The following is a 16,116-nucleotide window of genomic DNA, read 5'->3' as shown; positions in this document are numbered from 1 at the left end:
TGCGCCTATCAGACCATGAAGTTACGCGACACGATGGCTCGCTAAACGTCGTAAGGGCTTGCCAACCGTCTGGCACTCCCATCAAGGGGCCCTGGCATGGTTTGCGGTTTCTCCGACGCTGCCAGCGTACTTACTGGTTCACCCCGGTCCGGGTGCGGTCCATCAGAGTGGTCCGTGCCGTGGTCCAAGGTGGTCCCGCCCGGTACTTCAGGTGGTCCGCGTGGAACTGGCGCGAGAGGCGCTTTTAGCCCTCCCTGCCTGGTCATTGCGGTGGTCCTCTGTGCCGCACTGAGTTTGGACCATTCGAAAGGACCACGATGGACCACCCGGAAGGACCACCTTGGGCTACCAGACAGGACCACGCTGGACCACGTGGGTGGACTAGCGTTGTGGACCTCCAACTGGCCGTCATTGACTGCTGGAAAGGCTGCGGCAGGATGTGGTGTCGTTTAGTAAGGAACAGCGAAAGTCGGCGGCTTAATGTCGAGTGGCTTTTCCACTCGCACGTGACTGAAGCGAGCCGAACCACCCTCCGACCCGTGGTCGACAGCCACAAGCGCAAAGTTCACGTTGACGAACCACTGTGCTGCCTCTGCTGAGATGAGGCGTGCGTTGCCCGAGCCAAGTTCCCAGCTGGCCTCGCCGACTTTTGCAGTGAAGGTGTATGTACCTCCGGTGGCGGTGACGGAAAGTCGAATATTCCCTTCGGCGGGGATCACGATCTGGTCTTCCGTGATGATGTCGTCGACGACGCGGCGGAAAGAGACATACCGCTCTGTTTCTGCTGCGCGTACCAGGGCCGAGAAGAAGTGCACGGAGTTCGCGTACACAGCAATACCGGCATCCACCCTAGTGTCCTGGGTTACCGTCGCCGTGAAGCTCTGATCGAATTCGGTTTGGGCCCTGAAGAGGGCACCAACGGGCGGGCGGTGGGTGAGGTCCAGGCCTGCCAGCACTTCAATGTGATCGTCGCTCTGTGAGGCGTCGATGGCTGTGTCCGGAGCTTGGAGGGTTCTCCATCCACGCAACCAGAGGGAGTCCGGAGTGTCGATCCGGGTTCCTGTACCGCTGGGGAGTGGTAGATCTTCGAATGTTGATTCGGTGTGTCCACCCTGCCCAACGACCGGCCATCCGTCCTCGGTCCAGGTGACGGGAGTCAGGAAAGTTTCCCGACCAAGGGTGTGATGGCTAGCGAAGGGCTCGTGCCGGGTGCCCAAGGAAACGGCCCACCAGTTACCTGTTGCATCTTCAACAAAGTCGGCATGCCCGACGGATTGGATTGAGTGCGCCACCCGATCACGGTGGGTGAGGATCGGGTTGTGCGGGGCTGGTTCGAACGGCCCCCAAGGCGACTTGCTTCGGGCAATTGTCTGCATATGGCCTTTCCAGCTGCTGCCTTCTGCTGCGGTGAGGTAGTACCAGCCGCCGCGACTGAACAGGTGGGGGCCTTCGATGTCGTTGCTGGAGAACCCGCGGTTATTCTCGGTCAGGGCATGGAATTCGCCCAGTGCGCCTGTGGAGATGTCGATCCGCGCTTGCACGATGGGGCCCAGGTTGCCGTCGGGACGGAACTGCAGGGTGCGGCGGGTGTAGTACCAGCTCCCGTCAGAGTCGCGGAACAGGGACGGGTCAAAGGATTCCTCGTCGAGCCATACGGCCTTCGACCAAGGACCAGAGGGGTCTGTAGCCGTGACGAAGAAGTTTCCTTGGCCCTCTGCCTGATTGGTGCACACGAGGTAGAAGAGGCCTTCTTCGTGGCGCAGCGTCGGCGCGAAGAGGCTGATCGGACCAGGCTCTCCGTCTCGCCGGTACTGCTCGGGTCGCGACACGGCAAATCCGATGGTGCGCCAGTTGACGAGATCTGTTGAGTGCGAGATGGGGATGCCCGGCAGAAACCCGAAGCTCGAGTTGGCCAGGTAGAAGTCGTCGCCAACGCGGACGACGCTCGGGTCCGGGGCGTGGCCGCGTATGACTGGATTGGTGATGGTGTTCATCGGCTAGCGTGCTTCCTCAGATCGTTGGCGTTGGACGTACTCGGGTCGTCCTCAGATTTTTTGGTACTCGCCCCGTTGCCAAGACGTTCAAGAGACCGCGGGGGGCCGATTCGCCCTCAGGGGGTTCAAATATTAATGCAGTTCGCGGGTGAGGCCGAACGGAACGTTTTCAGATAGTTCAGCTGTGTATCTTTGGTGGCTGTGGCGGGTGAGGAGGATGCCGGATGTTCGGCCGAGCAGGGCTTGCTCCTGCAATGCCTTTACGGCATCGTCCAGGCGCTTATCAAGTGCACTCCGGGAGTGCACGATGATTTCGATTGTCTGAGTAGACGAGGACATGGTTCGGCCTTCTTGATGTCGGGTGGAGGAGCCGTGGCGGTTCGGCATGGGCGTCAGCGCCTGCGCAGCCGCGCGTAGAGCTTCAGGAAGTTGGGGACGACGAGGTAAATCGCGGTAGGCACCATGACCAGTGTCAGGACGAGAGTTCGCAGGACGGGATGCAGAGCCTGTACCAGCGGGCCAAGTACCGATTCAATGATCAAGACCAGGGGAAAGATGGCCATCCAGGTCAATACTGCCCGGACATGGATCGATGGTGGGGCCGAACGTGGAGTGGGTTCCGGGCTGGCTGCACCGTCACCTATCCACCTGGCTGGTTCTCCGGTGGTGCTGTGGTGGTCAAACCGTGCGGTCATTCGATGGGCTCCTGCTATTCGTAGCAATCAGGGGCGAGGGTTGAGGCTGCCGTGTGTGGATACTGGTGCGGCCGGCCGGGCTTACCGGGATGTGAAAGTCCAGAACATCCCCGGTAAGCCAGCCGACGTCAGCTGCTTCTAAGATTTCTAAGGTTTAGCCGATTCCGGGCGGCGGCCCTGCGACGACGAGGTCGAGTTCCTCCTGGGCGCGCATGAACCCTGCAAATGGCATTTGGGGGTTTCCGCCTTCGACCTGAACACGGTTAGACGTTGCTTCGCCCATGAACTCGAAGAAAGGCTCGAAAATCCCCGGGGTCAGGAGGCCGAGAAGCTGGGTGTTGTTCGCTTCGATGGCGAAGGAGTGGATGGTGCCGGCGGGAGCGTGCACGAAGTCGCCCTTGGTGAGCAGAATTTCTTCGCCGTTGACGTAGATCCTTACCCTTCCATCGACGCAGATGAAGTTTTCGCTGTGCAGACGGTGGAAATGCCGGGGGAAGTACGGGCTGGGGGCAGACCGAGTCATCAAGGCGAAGAACTGGTCATCGGTGTTCTTGTTACGGGTCAGGTACGTGTTCAGCTGCTCCATGGACCGCCAGCGGTCACCGCCACCTGCCTTGGTGATGAAGGCCTCCGGCCCTTCGGGCAGGTCTTCGCCGGTCTTCGCGGGCAGGTCGTGCTTCGCCAGGTCGTGCCAGCGGATGCCAAACCGTTCAGCAGTTTCATCCTGCTGTGCTTGGGAGGGCAGGGTGATGGTCTCATTGGAGAAAACGTGTGAGTCCGTGGACGAGCCGAGGTCGGCTGCGTACTGGTGCGCTGCGCCAGTGGTGGAGTAGCTGAGGTAGCGGTTGTAATGGGCTTCCATGCGCCATGCCCACGGGGTGCCGGCGGGGATGGAGACGGAGTCACCGGCTACGAGGACCTGGGCTTCGCCGGGCAGCCAGACCCGCAGCTGTCCGTCCATCACGTGGATGAATGTCGCGTCTGGCGTGGAAGTAAACGGGGATTCCGCGCCCTTCTTGCCGGTGATCCATGCTGCACCGAATTGACCTGCGGTGTCTTCGGGCCGGGCGAAGACGGTCACCAAGGTGTCGCCAAGGTCGTAGCGCTTGCCCTCGCCGGAGGTGATGGCGAAAGGTACTGCCGCGCCGGGCAGGTCGTTGATGACGGGTTTGAGGTCGTGGACTTCCTCCACGGCCGGAATAGCGTACTCGGTCATTTCTTGCTCTCCTTTGTAAGGTGGACGGTCAGAAAATGGGAAATCTGATGTGATCGACGCGGACAGAAGTGCCCGGAAACCCCGAGGGGCAGGTGTCGTTTGTGATGGGCTTAGACCTTCGTGGACTGGGGGTCCTGTGATCGCGTCGCATAGGGTGCGATGAACTCCTCCAGCACGTTCGTCCACGCGGCATAGCCCTCGCCGTTCAGGTGCAGGCCATCGAGTGTGTAAGCGGGACTCAGGGACCCGTCATGCAGGGCAAGTGCTGGCCACAGGTCGATCCAGGATGCGCCGTATTCCTGCGCAGCTTCTTTGTACTGTGCGTTCAGTTTCTGAACTTGATCGCGTTTCTTCAGTTGACGGGGCATGATGCTCTGCAGGAATACGTGTGTGCTGGGGTCGTTGTCTGAGATGCCTTGAAGAATCTGCTTGAGGTGTTGCATCGTTTCAACGTCTTTGACGCCGAAGCCGATGTCGTTGGTGCCAATGAGCAGAAACACTGCAGCCGGTCCCGGGCCGATGGAAGACTTCAGACGTCCCAGGACTCCAGCACTCTGATCTCCGTCGATACCGCGGTTGCGGATGGGAACCTCAGGGAACCACTCGTGCCAAAGGCCACCCGCGGTGATGCTGTCACCGAGGAAAATGACGTCGCCCCTTTTAGCTTCGAGCGTTTCGAATTGTGATCTTTTCATCTCCTGGGCGGGCTCTACGAACTTGCGGTAGACGATTTTGGCTAGTGGACTGGGCATCCTGCCGTCCTTTCATGATGTGGTGAAGGCGTCGTGATCCGGAGCGTCAGCGAACGCGTTTGACGAAGAGCACCGCGATCCCACCCAGGACAGCGAAGGCGGAGATGATGGGGAAGAAGACGGCGTAGTTGTTGTTCAGGCCAACGAGTACAACTGCGCCGATGATGGGCACTATCAGCGAAGGGAGGTTGCAGAACATCTGGTAGACGCTCATGGCCTTCGCAGCCCTTTTGGGGTCGTCAATAACTTCTGCTGCAATTRCCAGATCCACGGTCAGGTAAACCGCCTGACCGACGGTGTTGAGGATCATGGCAATGACGAATCCTTCAACGCTCTGCGTGATGGCGGCTACCAGAAATCCTGCGGCGAGGATCATTGATGCGGTGGCCGCGAACGCCTTCCGGCGGCCAAGCTTGTCCGAGAGCCAGCCAGACAGCACGAACAGGCAGATCGAAATCGGGGTGGTGATCAATGTCGCTTGAGTGTAGACGCTAGTTGCCGCTGTGATGTCGAGACCTACACCGTCCACGAGGAAGTAGACCGCATAGGTGGTCATGCCGTAAAGGGCAATGCCAAAGAAGAACCGGCTCAGAACATTCCAGGCGAAGTCAGGGCTGGTGCGGGGGTTGATCCAGAAGCTGCTGGCAAATTCCTTCGGCGAATACCGCGGGAAAGAACCAGAAACTGCGCTTCGGTCTGCGTGGCGGATGACGAATGCGAGTGTACAGATGGAGATGAGCCCAACCACGCCCGGGACCGCCATCATGAGTACGGGTGAGGATGCCAGTTGGCTGACGAAAGCGATGCCGGTCAGGACGGCAAGGGCAGTGACAAGCCCGATACCGCCTGATACTCGACCGCGGAGATGATCAGGAACCATGTCCGGAATGATCGACAGGAAGGCTACCCCGGAAGCGGAGAAGCCGACCTGTGCTATCACCGATCCCAGTGCTGCCAACTGAACCGAGGGTGCAAAGCCAACAATCAGGACGCCGGCAAGCGCCACTATCATTCCCAGAACCAGCCATGGCCGACGGCGACCGAAGCGTCCAGTCGTTCTGTCCGACAGTGATCCGAAGATTGGGGTACTAACGATGCCAGCGACGGCACCTGCGCCGATAATGACCGAAAGGCCGAGTGTTTTGCCCTCGGGATCAATCTGTGCGACTCGAATGGCGATGGAAACGATCATTGGAGTGAGGCTGGCGAAGAACATTCCGAACCCACCGAAAATGATTCCGGGCACCAGCGCTTTTGGGGTTGGGGGTTCTGCGAGGGTTGGAGCGTCCTTGACCGCGGTGAGGGTCGAGAGCGGGATCTGCTCCGGCTGGCTGGTCGTCATTGACTTCCGTTCTCCTTCAGTGGTGGCGTGGCATTCACGTTTGCTTAGAGCCCGGTCAATTCGTGCTCACCTGTGAGAGGTGGCCGGTGAGATAGGCAGATATGGCTGAGAATGATGCGGAGGGAAAGCGCTCCAGGAACGCCTTCCCTTCGGGTGTCGTGGCCTGCGTCTCGGCTCTCGCGGACGGTTCAGCTTCGAGCCTTCCCGTATCGAGGACGTGGTCCGGCCCCAGTTCCTGGACGGGTCCGGGGTTGAGGAAGCCGTGGCCGAAGCCCGCGATCTCGTAGAGAACAACATCGAATCCGGAGTCGGCCAGGGCGTTGTAGAGCAGGTGGCTTTGTGCCGCTGGCATGAGGTGGTCTTCCTGGCCATGAAGGATCAGGAACGGGGGAGCGACGGATCCGACATTCAGGGCAGGGCTGGCCGAGCGGGCCTCGTGAATACGTTCGAGGACGGGACCTCCCAAGAGGTCGACTTCCGGGCTGTTCCCTGATTTCCACGGCGGAGCGTCCTTGGCCAGCGCCAGCAGGTCGGCGGCACCGTAACCGTTGACGACCGCCTGCACTGACGGGCTGATCTCTGATGGTTCTTCGTCGGGGAGGAGCGCGCGATGGGAGGTCAAACCTGCCATCGCGGCGAGGTGGCCACCCGAGGATGAGCCGAATAGCGCGATCGCCTCAGGGTTGATCCCGTATTCCGCCGCGTGTTCACGGACGAACCGGATCACCTTGCGAACGTCCAGCAGCTGCCCCGGCCACCGTGTTGCCGGAGCCAGCCCGTAGTCCGCGCTCACCATGACGAAGGAGTCCTTGGCGAAGTACTGCGCGAAATCAGGCCGGGCTTTACGGTCCTGCATCCGCCACCCGCCGCCGTGCAGCCAGATCACAGCGGGCAGGACTTCGGCGGTATCGGGCCTGACAACGTCAATCATCAGCCCTGGGGCGAACTCGACGTCCAAGTTGGATCTTATGGCTACATCCACCATCTGCTTATCTCCTGCGTGTCGTATGCCCGCTGCGGGCGGAATGGATTCGCTGCAATCAGCCTACAATAAACAGTGAATCCATGGTTTTTTGTTTGCCTGGTTCGGCCTTGAAGATCCCACGCTCCGGGCAGGAGTTGCCCGGGGCGTGGGTTTTGGGCCGGATGTGGGCTTAGCCGACGGGTGTGAAACTGCGGTTCTGGTTCACGGCCTTGTACCAGTGGCCGGACTTCTTGTAGCTGCGTTCGAACGTCTCAGGGTCCGTCCTGACGATGCCGTAGCGCATGCTGTAGCCGGCAGCCCACTCGTAGTTGTCCATGAGCGTCCAGAGGTAGTAGCCCTTCACCCCGAGGCCGGCCTCATACGCTTCGACGGACTTCTGCAGGAAGGCGCCCACGTATCGGATGCGTTCGTCGTCCTCAACGACGCCATCGGCCAGTTGGCCGTCGGCCGGTGTGCCGTTTTCGGTGACGTAGACAGGAACCGTGACGCCGTATTCGTCGCGAATCACGTGGAGGGCGTCCATAAGGACGTCCGGGTAGAGTTCCATGCCGTTGGACAGGTAGTTGCCCCCGGGCAGTTGTTCAGTACCTTCGAACGGGTTGGCCTTGTAGTTGGTCGAATCGATCATGAGACGCCCATAGACGTTCAGGCCAAGGAAGTCGATCGGTTCGGCGCTCACTTCGGCGTCGCCGGCGTGGATGTCCGGAAGAGTTCCTTCTGCCTTCAGTCGTGTCTGGATGCGTTCACTAAGTCCGCCAGCGAAGAGCTCGTCGTAGAAGAACCGGAAGGTGTCATCCTCGTCGCGGTTGGCCAAGGCGTGGTTTTCCGCGGTTTCAGCCACGACGTGCCGCTTCCAGACATCGATGACGATGCCGATCTGTCCGGTGGCGCCGGAAGCGCGGAACTCCTGGACGGCTCGCCCGTGGGCGACCATGGCATTGTGCATGGCCTGCTTGCCCTGCCGCGGATCACGGAGGCCGGGGGCGAAGAACCCGACTCCGTATCCCATCCAGAGCGAGATCGGTTCATTCAGGGTTGACCAGAGGGGCACGCGGTCGCCGAACAGGTCGAACGCCGTACGCGCGTAGGTGGCGAACCATTCGATGACGTCCCTGTTGGCCCAGCCTCCGAGGTCTTGCAGCTTCTGGGGCAGGTCCCAGTGGTAGAGCGTGACGTTCGGAGTGATCCCGCGTGCGAGAAGACCGTCAATGAGGCGGTTGTAGAAGTTCGCGCCCTCAGCATTTACCTCGCCGACACCATCCGGGATGAGCCTTGACCAGCTCAGGGACAGCCGGTAGCTCTCGATGCCGAGGTCCTTCATAATGTCCAGATCCTCTTCGAGCCGGTCATAGTGTTCGGCTCCACGGTTACCCGGGATATTTCCCTGGACCCTGCCCGGGGTCTGGGTGAAGGTGTCCCAGACTGAGGGCCCACGGCCGCCGCGGTCATGGGCTCCTTCGATCTGGTAGGCGGAGGTGGCGACGCCCAACAGGAAGCCGTCCGGGATGTTTACTGTATTCACGTGAAGTTCACTTCCTGGGGCTTATGCCCCGAAACGATGCGGAGTTGTGGTTAGGGCGTGCGTGGAGACTAGGAGACAGGCACCAGAGCGGACGCGCCCTTGACTGCCGTCGTGGGAACCGTCCTGCGATGTTGGCCGGGCGGAAGAACCTCGCTGCTGTCGCGCAGTTCCAGGGTGGCCTGGGTGCCGGGCGGGACTGTAATATCCAGCTGCACTTGGTTCCCGGTCACGGTCCATTCGCTGCCGATGAGCCCGTAGGGGCTTTGGTGTGTTGCCTTCGCGAAGTCGAGCCCTCCACCGATGTGGGGGGCCACCAAGAACCGTCTGTAGCCTGCCGTGTCTTCGGTGGTCTGCGGGGCGGGTCGAATGCCAGCAACGTACTGATGCAGGAAACTGATCACGGCACCTTTGCTGTAATGGTTCAGCGACGCATTCGCCGCTCCCGTCTCGTTCACACCGTCCCAGCGTTCCCAGATGGTTGTGGCGCCGCGGTTGCGCATCGCCATCCAGGAGGGGATGCCGTCGGACATCAGCACCCGGTAGGCCGTGGCCGTGTGGCCGTTGTCGGCCAGCGCCTGCAGCAGCATTCCGGTGGACAGGAACCCGGTGCTCAGGCGGTAGTCGCGCTCCGTGACCAGCTCCGCCAGCCGATCCGCCACGGTTTGGACGTGGGCGGGCGGAACCAAGCCGAATTGCAGGGCCCTGACGTGGTTGGCCTGGGAGGGCACCGAGATATGTCCGTCTTCATTCAGGTACTCCAGCGCCCAGGCTTCACGGGCGCCGTCGGCTATTTGCCCGAATCGATCATGGTCGGCGTCGCATCCGAGGGCTGCTGCTGAGTCGGCGAGCAACCGGGCGGAATGCGCCAGGTAGGCGGTGGCGACGATTCCGTGATCTTTGGTGGGGTCCATCGATGGGATCTCATCGGGCTCCAGCCATTCGCCGAAGTGGAAGCCGGTGTCCCACAGGTAGGTCTCGTGCGCCCGCGGCTCGGGATGCTCGGCAGCCCGGAGATGGTGCCGGCCGCCAGCGGCCTGTTGTGCAGCGGATTCGACCCACTTCACCATGGACGGATACTGGCGTCGGAGCAATTCGAGGTCTCCGTACTGGCGCCAGATCTTCCACGGCACGATCACGGCGGCGTCTGCCCATCCGGCGGAACCGGCGGACATGTCCGTGAACGGGTTTCCGGAGGGGACGTTCCCCGGAGGATTGGGGATGACGGTCGGCACGGTGCCGTCGGACCACTGGTCAGCGGCCAGATCCCGGAGCCATTTGTCGGTGAAGCCGGCCACATCATGGGTGAAGGCGGCCGCGTCAACGTAGATCTGCCAGTCTCCGGTGAAGCCTGAGCGTTCCCGCTGCGGGCAGTCGGTCGGAATGTCGCAGGCGTTGCCCAGGAAACTCCGGACCGCTGCTTCATGCAGCCAATTCACGGCCTCGTCACTACAGGTGAACGTGCCGCGCTCTTCCAAATCAGAGTGGACAAACACTGCCCGAATGTCCTCGGAACTGAGCTCTTCCGGGCCGCCATCGATTTGGACATACCGGAATCCGTGCGTCGTATGGCGTGGCTCAAACACTTCGCCCTCTACACCTTTGGCGACGACCACATCGACCTGACCTGCGGGCAGGAGTTCCTGAGTGGCGAACATAAACGCCCGAAGGTGGTCGGTGGTGACAGAGCCGTTCTGGTTGAGGCTTTCGCCATGCAGCAGCGCCGACCTGGTTCCTTTCGGTCCCAAATTGCTCAACCGCACCCAGCCGTTGATGTTCTCGCCGAAATCAACAACCCACGATCCCGAACCGATGCCGGTGACAGATACGGGTTCCAGGGTTCGTTTGGCCTTCACCGGAGGCGCAACGCTGGTGATGAGCCGGGTCCGGTCAAGGGTAAGGGGTTCGGAAGCGGGCAACGCGTTCGCCCAGCCGGAGGCGTCGAATCCCGGTGCCGCCCAGTCGGCGGTGCTGCCTCCGAGCTGGAATTGTCCATCCATGAGGTCAGCCGCGGTGACCAGGCTCGGCGTTGAGCGCCAGCTTCGGTCTGTGCCCACGACTTCCGTTGTACCGTCGGCGTAGCTCAAATGCAGTTCGGCGAGGACGGCTACCCGGTTTCCGAATCCGTTGGCTTCGCGTTCGAAGCCATGCCGGCCACGGAACCAGCCGTCACTGACCAGGAGGCCCAGGGCGTTTCCGCCTTCGGTGACCATGTCGGTCACGTCGAACTGCTGGACCTGCAGATTGCTTCGATAGGAGGTGAACCCTGGCGTCAGTTCCAGATCACCGACCCGGTGGCCGTTGAGGAAAGCCTCATAGATGCCATGGGCTGTGACCAGCAGCCGTGCCGAGGCAATCGATGTGCGGGTCTCGAAGCTTTGGCGGAGGGAATAGGCCGGGCGGCGTCCGGGCTCCTCGGCTACGGACTCGAAGGGCTCGATCCATTCAGCTCCGAGATCTGCAGGGGACAGGAGACCCGTCAGCCAAGGATATTCGCGTGACCAGTCACTGGTGCCCTGTTCAGTCCAGACCTTCAGCTGGATGGTACGCCGTTCACCTGCGACCGGGGACGGGCAGCCGGCCAGGGCGTCGACAAGCACGTTCCGGTCGTTCTCGACGCGGCCGCTGGACCAGGTCCCTGGCTCTACGGTGTTGGATGCGATCCCTCCGACTTCGATCTCGTAGGCGGTTTGGCTGCCTGCATCTTCCGGGAGCCACCAGGAAAGCCTTGGGGTCGGGACTCCGCAGGGTTCCCCCTCGTTGAGGTGTTCGAGACGGACGTGCGTGGGCGAATTCATGTAACAGGTCTCCAGAGGCTGCAGGGATGTGGACGGGGTGCGGTCAGCGGACGCGTTTGACGAACAGCACGGCGATTCCGCCGACGAGGGCGCAGGCTGCACAGATGAGGAAGAAGAGAGCGTAGTTATTGCCTGTTGTTCCCAGAATCAGTGCGCCGACGATCGGGACAATGGAACCTGGGAGCTGGGCCGAGAGCTGGTAGACGCTCATGGCCTTGGCGACGTTCTTCGGATCAGGGACGACCTCGGCGGCGATGGCCAGGTCCACGGTCAGGTATGTTGCCTGGCCGATGGTGGAAATGATGAAGGCGGTGAAGAAGCCCTCAACGCTCTGGGTTACTGCGGCCACGATGAATGATGAGCTCATGATCAACGCTGCGGAGGCGGCGAAGGCTTTGCGCCGGTTGAGCCGGTCGGAGAGCCAGCCGGAGATGATGAAGCAGAGGATGGAAATCGGTGTGGCGATGATCGTCGCCTGGGCGTAGATCCCTGTTGCGGTCCCGATGTCCAACTTTACGGCGTCGACAAGGAAGTACACCGCGTAGGTGACGAGTCCGCCCATGGCGATCCCGAACATGAACCGGCTGGCCCAGTTGAAGGCGTAGTCACGGTTTTTGACCGGGTTGATCCAGAAACTGCGAATGAGGTCACCGAAAGAGTAGCGGCCGAAGGATCCTGGTGCGGCACCTTTGTCTGCCTTGCGGATAACAAAGGAAACGACAAGCACGGCCAGGACAGCTACGGCACCGGGCAGTGCCATCATGAGCGCCGGCACGGAGGCCAGCTGCGTGACGAGTGCGACGCTCAACAGCACAGCCATGGACGTGACCAGCCCGATGAGCCCCGAGACCCGGGCCCGCAAGTGATCCGGAACGAGTTCTGGGATGAGGGCGAGGAAGGCGACTATGGCACCGGCGAAACCGATCTGGGCGACGGCGTAACCGATTGCCGCAACAGTGATGCTCGGAGCAAAGCCCACCACCAGCAAACCGAGAAGGGCCACTAGGGAGCCTCCGATGAGCCAAGGCCGGCGTTTGCCGAAACGGCCCCGGGTGCGGTCCGAGAGTGAACCGGCGATCGGGGTCGCCACCGTTGAGGCCAGTGCGCCCACAGCCATGATGGCCGATAGGCCCAAGGCCTTTCCTTCGAGGTCGATCTGGGCCGCGCGCAGGGCGATGGTGACCACCAGTGGGCTGAGGCTGCCGAAGTATAAGCCGAAGCCGGCCAGGACCACTGCCGGGATGAGCAGTTTCGAGGGCGGGGCAGCGGGATTCAGCGGAGCGTCGGGAACCACTGAAGATTCGGTCGGGACAAGCGGGGCGGGGGATTGCGGCTGCATAGTCGTCATTGACCTCAAACTTCCTTGTAGAGATGAGCTACATCACACGCTACCACGAAAACCGTGGATCAACTGTTTTTTGTGATTTGAATAAACAGTTTCTCTCATGGTTTTTTCTTTGGGTGCCTCTTGCTCTACCGTGGTGGCATGGGACTACGAGCAACCGGCAGCTACCCCACGGGTATGCGGCGCCGCGAGAAGATCATCGACGTTGCTGTTGATATGTTTGGCGCCGACGGCTATTACGCGACGCCCATGTCGGCAATAGCCGAGGCTGTCGGCATCAGTGAAAGCGGCCTTGCCCACCATTTCCGCAGCAAGAATGTTCTACTGCAGGCCGTGGCCGAGCGCCGGCTTCAGGAGACGGCCGCATGGTGGGAAACCCTTCCAGGCTCCGACTCTGCGATTGGGATGTTCGACGAGATGGTCGAGGCAACGCGTCGCTTCCTGGCCCAACCCGGACTGATTGAGTTGTTCGTCCTGTCCATCTCCGAGGCTGCAGATGCAAGCAGTCCGGCTCATGCCAGATTGTCTGAACGCTACGAGGCTGTTGTCGCGCAGTTCGCGGCCCGCCTTCAGAAAGCTGCCGACCGCGGAGAAATCCGGACGGACGTGGACATGGAACTTATTGCCCGTGAGAGCATCGCCGTCAGTGACGGCCTGCAGGTCCAGTGGGTCCTGTCCAGCGGCAAGGTGGACATCGTTGCCGGGATAGCCGAATATGCCAGGAACCTTAAGGAGCGCCTTACCCCTGCGTGACCAGCGGCGGTACTTCGTCTGCGGGTGCAGGCGCAGGCCGCCGTTTGAACTGCATGCCCCGTCGTCGGAAAATTCCGACGGCAGCGACGCGTCCAAGCCGTAACGCGCTTCGCGGCGTCCCGTTGCAGGGTGACCGGAATTCGCGCGGGCGTGGGTGCGACCCTTCTTGGTGCCTCCATTCGAGGGGACCGGGGCAGTCCAGGTCCTCTGCCAGTGCATGCGCGCGGTTGGATGTCCGGCAACGGCCGTCGGCGTCCTGACGAGCATCGCCGGCTTCACGTACCAATGCACACCTGGGCGGCCGCTGCGCCCTAAGCCTCAGTGCCCCGGTGGAGGGGCGGGTTGGCTGTTGGCGCGTGCGGCTTCGATCTGATTAGTCGTTGCGTACAACGACTAGGTCGACAAAAAACAGTGAATGCATTGTTTTTTCGGGTATCCTGAACGAGGATTAGTCCCTTCGGCAGCCCTTGAAGCTTAGTGGCCGCCCCGAACAAACCCTGGGCCAGATCACCGTACGAACCTTGCGGCGGCTCGTTGCCGCGTAGTTGTTTTGCGTCGAAATCAAAGGAGATTGTGATGACGATGACCCATCCGCTGAATGACTCTTTCCAAGACGATGAGATCGCCACCTTGCAGGCAGCCTTCGACATTGTCATTCCGCCTGATGAAGCCCCCGGGGCCTGGTCGGGAGGTGTCGAAAACCTCCTGACGGAACATTTGTCAGGGTTCATGTCCTGGTGTGTTCTCCCGCTCCGCCGCGCCGCAGAAGCGTTGGACACCGCTGCCCGATCCGCACTGGGCGAACATTTCAGCGACTTGGAAGCAGACCAGCAACTTGCCATTTTCAACGAACAACATGCGTTGGAAGAAGCACCTACCCCTGTTCCCGGGGCATCCGACCACCAGGCGCCACAGCCCTTGGCCGCATTGATCGCTGTCGCCTACCAGGGCTACTATGCCGGCACTTCAGAACCCGCAGGGTGGTCCGTGGCCGGATTCGCTTCAGTCCCGACGGGGGTCACAGCACTCGACCCGGACCCTATCGCTGCGACGGCGCCGGAGTTGCTCGCAGCCTCGTACGACGCGATCGTGATCGGAACCGGCGCCGGCGGCGCTGTAGCGGCCGCTGAGCTGGCGGCCGCCGGTCTGAGCGTCCTCTGTATTGAACGCGCCCGCGCCAGCCGTGACGTTGAGCTGCGTGGCAACCACTTGCAAGGCAAACGGCTCGAACTGTACGACGTCACAGCGGGTCCGGGCCCTGGCAGCCCCCGCGTCCTCGAAGCAGAGGACGGCACGACCGAACTTCTCGACGGTCAGGGCAATGGGACGGAATACGGCCTTGTTGCGATGGCCGTGGGCGGTGGAACCAGGGTATGGCAGGGCATGTCCTGGCGTTTCTACCCGGAAGACTTCTCCATGGCCTCGCACTATGGCGTCCCCGAAAACAGCACGCTGGCGGACTGGCCGTTCGGCTACGACGAGCTGGCCCCGTACTACGAGCGGGTCGAGTGGGAACTTGGCGTCTCCGGAGAGGCTAACAGCGCCGTCGGGCGCAGACCAGCGCGGGCAACGCAATATCCCATGCCTCCGTTGCCCGGTGACCGGACCCGGCTCCTCCTCAGTGCGGCGGCACACGATCTGGGCTGGGAAGCGTCGCCGATTCCCTTCGCCATCAACAGCACGCCCCGGAATGGCAGGGGAGCCTGTGTTCAGTGCTCCCAGTGCGTCGGGCACACCTGCCCCGTGGGCGCAAAAAACGGCACCCACAACACATTCCTGCCGCGCGCTCTCGAAACAGGAAACTGCCATCTGCTGACGTCAACGCAGGCCGTGGCCATCGAGCACGACAACCATGGACGGGCATCCGCGGTTCGAATGATCAGTGAGACCCCCGAAGGCCCCGTCGAACGAACCCTGAGGGCAGGTCTGGTGGTCGTTTCCGCCGGGGCGATCGAAACACCCAGGCTCCTCCTAGCCTCAGGCCTGGGAAACGAATGGGTCGGACGGAATCACCATTCGCACGGCGTAGCCCTGGCCATCGCAGGACACTCCCCGGACGGGGCCAAAAGCTATGCCGGACCAGGGCATTCGGTAGCCAGTGTCGATTTCGTCCACCGGGACGGCGAAGCATGGGGTGGCGGGGTGATGTTTGACGTTCCGCCACCGCTGCCGCTCAGCAGGGCCCTGTCCGGCGCGATGTTTTCCGGCGCGCCTTTCGGACTCAGGCACAAGGAATGGATGCGTTCAAGCACCATTGCCCTGGGCACCATGTCAATGGTCCAGGAAATTCCGCATGCGCTCTCAAGAATCTCGCTCGACCCACGGGTAACCGACCGCTACGGCATGCCCGCCGCCAGACTCCGGGGTGTCCCACATGAGGCAACCCGGGAGGCGACGGACTATATGAAGGACAAGTGCCGGGAATGGGTGGAACGAGCCGGAGGGCAGGGCGTTTTCGCGATAGGGGACCCCGGCGGTTCCCGCGGAGCCGAACATTCAGCTGGAACGGCCCGCCTCGGCCATGACCCTCAGACCTCAGCCTGCGACCCGCAAGGGCGCCTGCACGGGACGAACAATGTCTACGTCGCCGACGCGTCCCTGCATCCAACCAACGGCGGCTTCAACCCAGGCCTCACCGTCATGGCCAACGCCATGCGCGTCGGAGCCCTGATCGCCCGCACCTGACCGCCAACCGTCCCGACCATAAACAGCCACCC

General features: G+C 61.7%; 12 protein-coding genes. 2 read left to right on the top strand and 10 right to left on the bottom strand.

Going from position 1 to position 16,116, the window contains the following annotated elements; genetic code table 11:
• Positions 1 to 449: 449 nt before the first annotated feature.
• The 10 genes from AB4Y77_RS11625 to AB4Y77_RS11580 all read right to left on the bottom strand — a co-directional run bounded on the left by AB4Y77_RS11625 (position 450) and on the right by AB4Y77_RS11580 (position 12,649).
• Positions 450 to 1,994 (bottom strand): family 43 glycosylhydrolase, encoded by a 1,545-nt coding sequence (locus tag AB4Y77_RS11625; protein ID WP_442014063.1) that lies wholly within the window; start codon positions 1,992 to 1,994, stop codon positions 450 to 452.
• 132 nt (positions 1,995 to 2,126) lie between these two features.
• A complete protein-coding gene (locus AB4Y77_RS11620) occupies positions 2,127 to 2,333 on the bottom strand; it encodes a hypothetical protein (protein ID WP_442014062.1) in 207 nt (68 codons plus the stop codon).
• 53 nt (positions 2,334 to 2,386) lie between these two features.
• Positions 2,387 to 2,689 carry a hypothetical protein gene (locus tag AB4Y77_RS11615; protein WP_442014061.1) on the bottom strand — a complete coding sequence of 101 codons (303 nt, stop codon included), beginning with the start codon at positions 2,687 to 2,689 and terminating at the stop codon, positions 2,387 to 2,389.
• Positions 2,690 to 2,843: 154 nt separating this feature from the next.
• Positions 2,844 to 3,905 carry a cupin domain-containing protein gene (locus AB4Y77_RS11610; RefSeq protein ID WP_442014060.1) on the bottom strand — a complete coding sequence of 354 codons (1,062 nt, stop codon included), beginning with the start codon at positions 3,903 to 3,905 and terminating at the stop codon, positions 2,844 to 2,846.
• A gap of 110 nt (positions 3,906 to 4,015) precedes the next feature.
• Positions 4,016 to 4,657, bottom strand: a complete 642-nt coding sequence (locus tag AB4Y77_RS11605) for a GDSL-type esterase/lipase family protein (protein ID WP_442014059.1) — start codon at positions 4,655 to 4,657, stop codon at positions 4,016 to 4,018.
• Positions 4,658 to 4,703: 46 nt separating this feature from the next.
• A complete protein-coding gene (locus AB4Y77_RS11600) occupies positions 4,704 to 5,999 on the bottom strand; it encodes an MFS transporter (protein WP_442014058.1) in 1,296 nt (431 codons plus the stop codon).
• Positions 6,000 to 6,054: 55 nt separating this feature from the next.
• The gene (locus AB4Y77_RS11595) at positions 6,055 to 6,984 is read right to left on the bottom strand and encodes an alpha/beta hydrolase fold domain-containing protein (protein ID WP_442014057.1); all 930 of its coding nucleotides are present in this window, start codon (positions 6,982 to 6,984) and stop codon (positions 6,055 to 6,057) included.
• Positions 6,985 to 7,153: 169 nt separating this feature from the next.
• Positions 7,154 to 8,506 carry a glycoside hydrolase family 1 protein gene (locus AB4Y77_RS11590; protein WP_442014056.1) on the bottom strand — a complete coding sequence of 451 codons (1,353 nt, stop codon included), beginning with the start codon at positions 8,504 to 8,506 and terminating at the stop codon, positions 7,154 to 7,156.
• Positions 8,507 to 8,574: 68 nt separating this feature from the next.
• Positions 8,575 to 11,301 carry a family 78 glycoside hydrolase catalytic domain gene (locus AB4Y77_RS11585; protein WP_442014055.1) on the bottom strand — a complete coding sequence of 909 codons (2,727 nt, stop codon included), beginning with the start codon at positions 11,299 to 11,301 and terminating at the stop codon, positions 8,575 to 8,577.
• Positions 11,302 to 11,344: 43 nt separating this feature from the next.
• A complete protein-coding gene (locus tag AB4Y77_RS11580) occupies positions 11,345 to 12,649 on the bottom strand; it encodes an MFS transporter (protein ID WP_442014054.1) in 1,305 nt (434 codons plus the stop codon).
• A gap of 138 nt (positions 12,650 to 12,787) precedes the next feature.
• On the opposite strand from AB4Y77_RS11580, the gene AB4Y77_RS11575 reads away from it, so the two are divergent.
• Both AB4Y77_RS11575 and AB4Y77_RS11570 read left to right on the top strand, forming a co-directional pair.
• On the top strand, positions 12,788 to 13,399 hold the full coding sequence (locus AB4Y77_RS11575) for a TetR/AcrR family transcriptional regulator (protein ID WP_442014053.1): 612 nt from the start codon (positions 12,788 to 12,790) through the stop codon (positions 13,397 to 13,399).
• Between the two features lie 576 nt (positions 13,400 to 13,975).
• Positions 13,976 to 16,084, top strand: a complete 2,109-nt coding sequence (locus tag AB4Y77_RS11570) for a GMC family oxidoreductase N-terminal domain-containing protein (RefSeq protein WP_442014052.1) — start codon at positions 13,976 to 13,978, stop codon at positions 16,082 to 16,084.
• Positions 16,085 to 16,116: the final 32 nt, after the last annotated feature.

It is taken from the genome of Paenarthrobacter sp. YAF11_1 (assembly GCF_052113445.1).
Classification (GTDB): Bacteria; Actinomycetota; Actinomycetes; order Actinomycetales; family Micrococcaceae; genus Arthrobacter.
This window is presented reverse-complemented; position numbering and strand designations above follow the sequence as displayed.

Coding starts and splice junctions, on each gene's coding strand:
- AB4Y77_RS11625 (WP_442014063.1), bottom strand. CDS start 1,994: ATGAACACCATCACCAATCCAGTCATACGCGGCCACGCCCCGGACCCG.
- AB4Y77_RS11610 (WP_442014060.1), bottom strand. CDS start 3,905: ATGACCGAGTACGCTATTCCGGCCGTGGAGGAAGTCCACGACCTCAAA.
- AB4Y77_RS11575 (WP_442014053.1), top strand. CDS start 12,788: ATGGGACTACGAGCAACCGGCAGCTACCCCACGGGTATGCGGCGCCGC.
- AB4Y77_RS11580 (WP_442014054.1), bottom strand. CDS start 12,649: ATGACGACTATGCAGCCGCAATCCCCCGCCCCGCTTGTCCCGACCGAA.
- AB4Y77_RS11595 (WP_442014057.1), bottom strand. CDS start 6,984: ATGGTGGATGTAGCCATAAGATCCAACTTGGACGTCGAGTTCGCCCCA.
- AB4Y77_RS11585 (WP_442014055.1), bottom strand. CDS start 11,301: ATGAATTCGCCCACGCACGTCCGTCTCGAACACCTCAACGAGGGGGAA.
- AB4Y77_RS11615 (WP_442014061.1), bottom strand. CDS start 2,689: ATGACCGCACGGTTTGACCACCACAGCACCACCGGAGAACCAGCCAGG.
- AB4Y77_RS11620 (WP_442014062.1), bottom strand. CDS start 2,333: ATGTCCTCGTCTACTCAGACAATCGAAATCATCGTGCACTCCCGGAGT.
- AB4Y77_RS11570 (WP_442014052.1), top strand. CDS start 13,976: ATGACGATGACCCATCCGCTGAATGACTCTTTCCAAGACGATGAGATC.
- AB4Y77_RS11605 (WP_442014059.1), bottom strand. CDS start 4,657: ATGCCCAGTCCACTAGCCAAAATCGTCTACCGCAAGTTCGTAGAGCCC.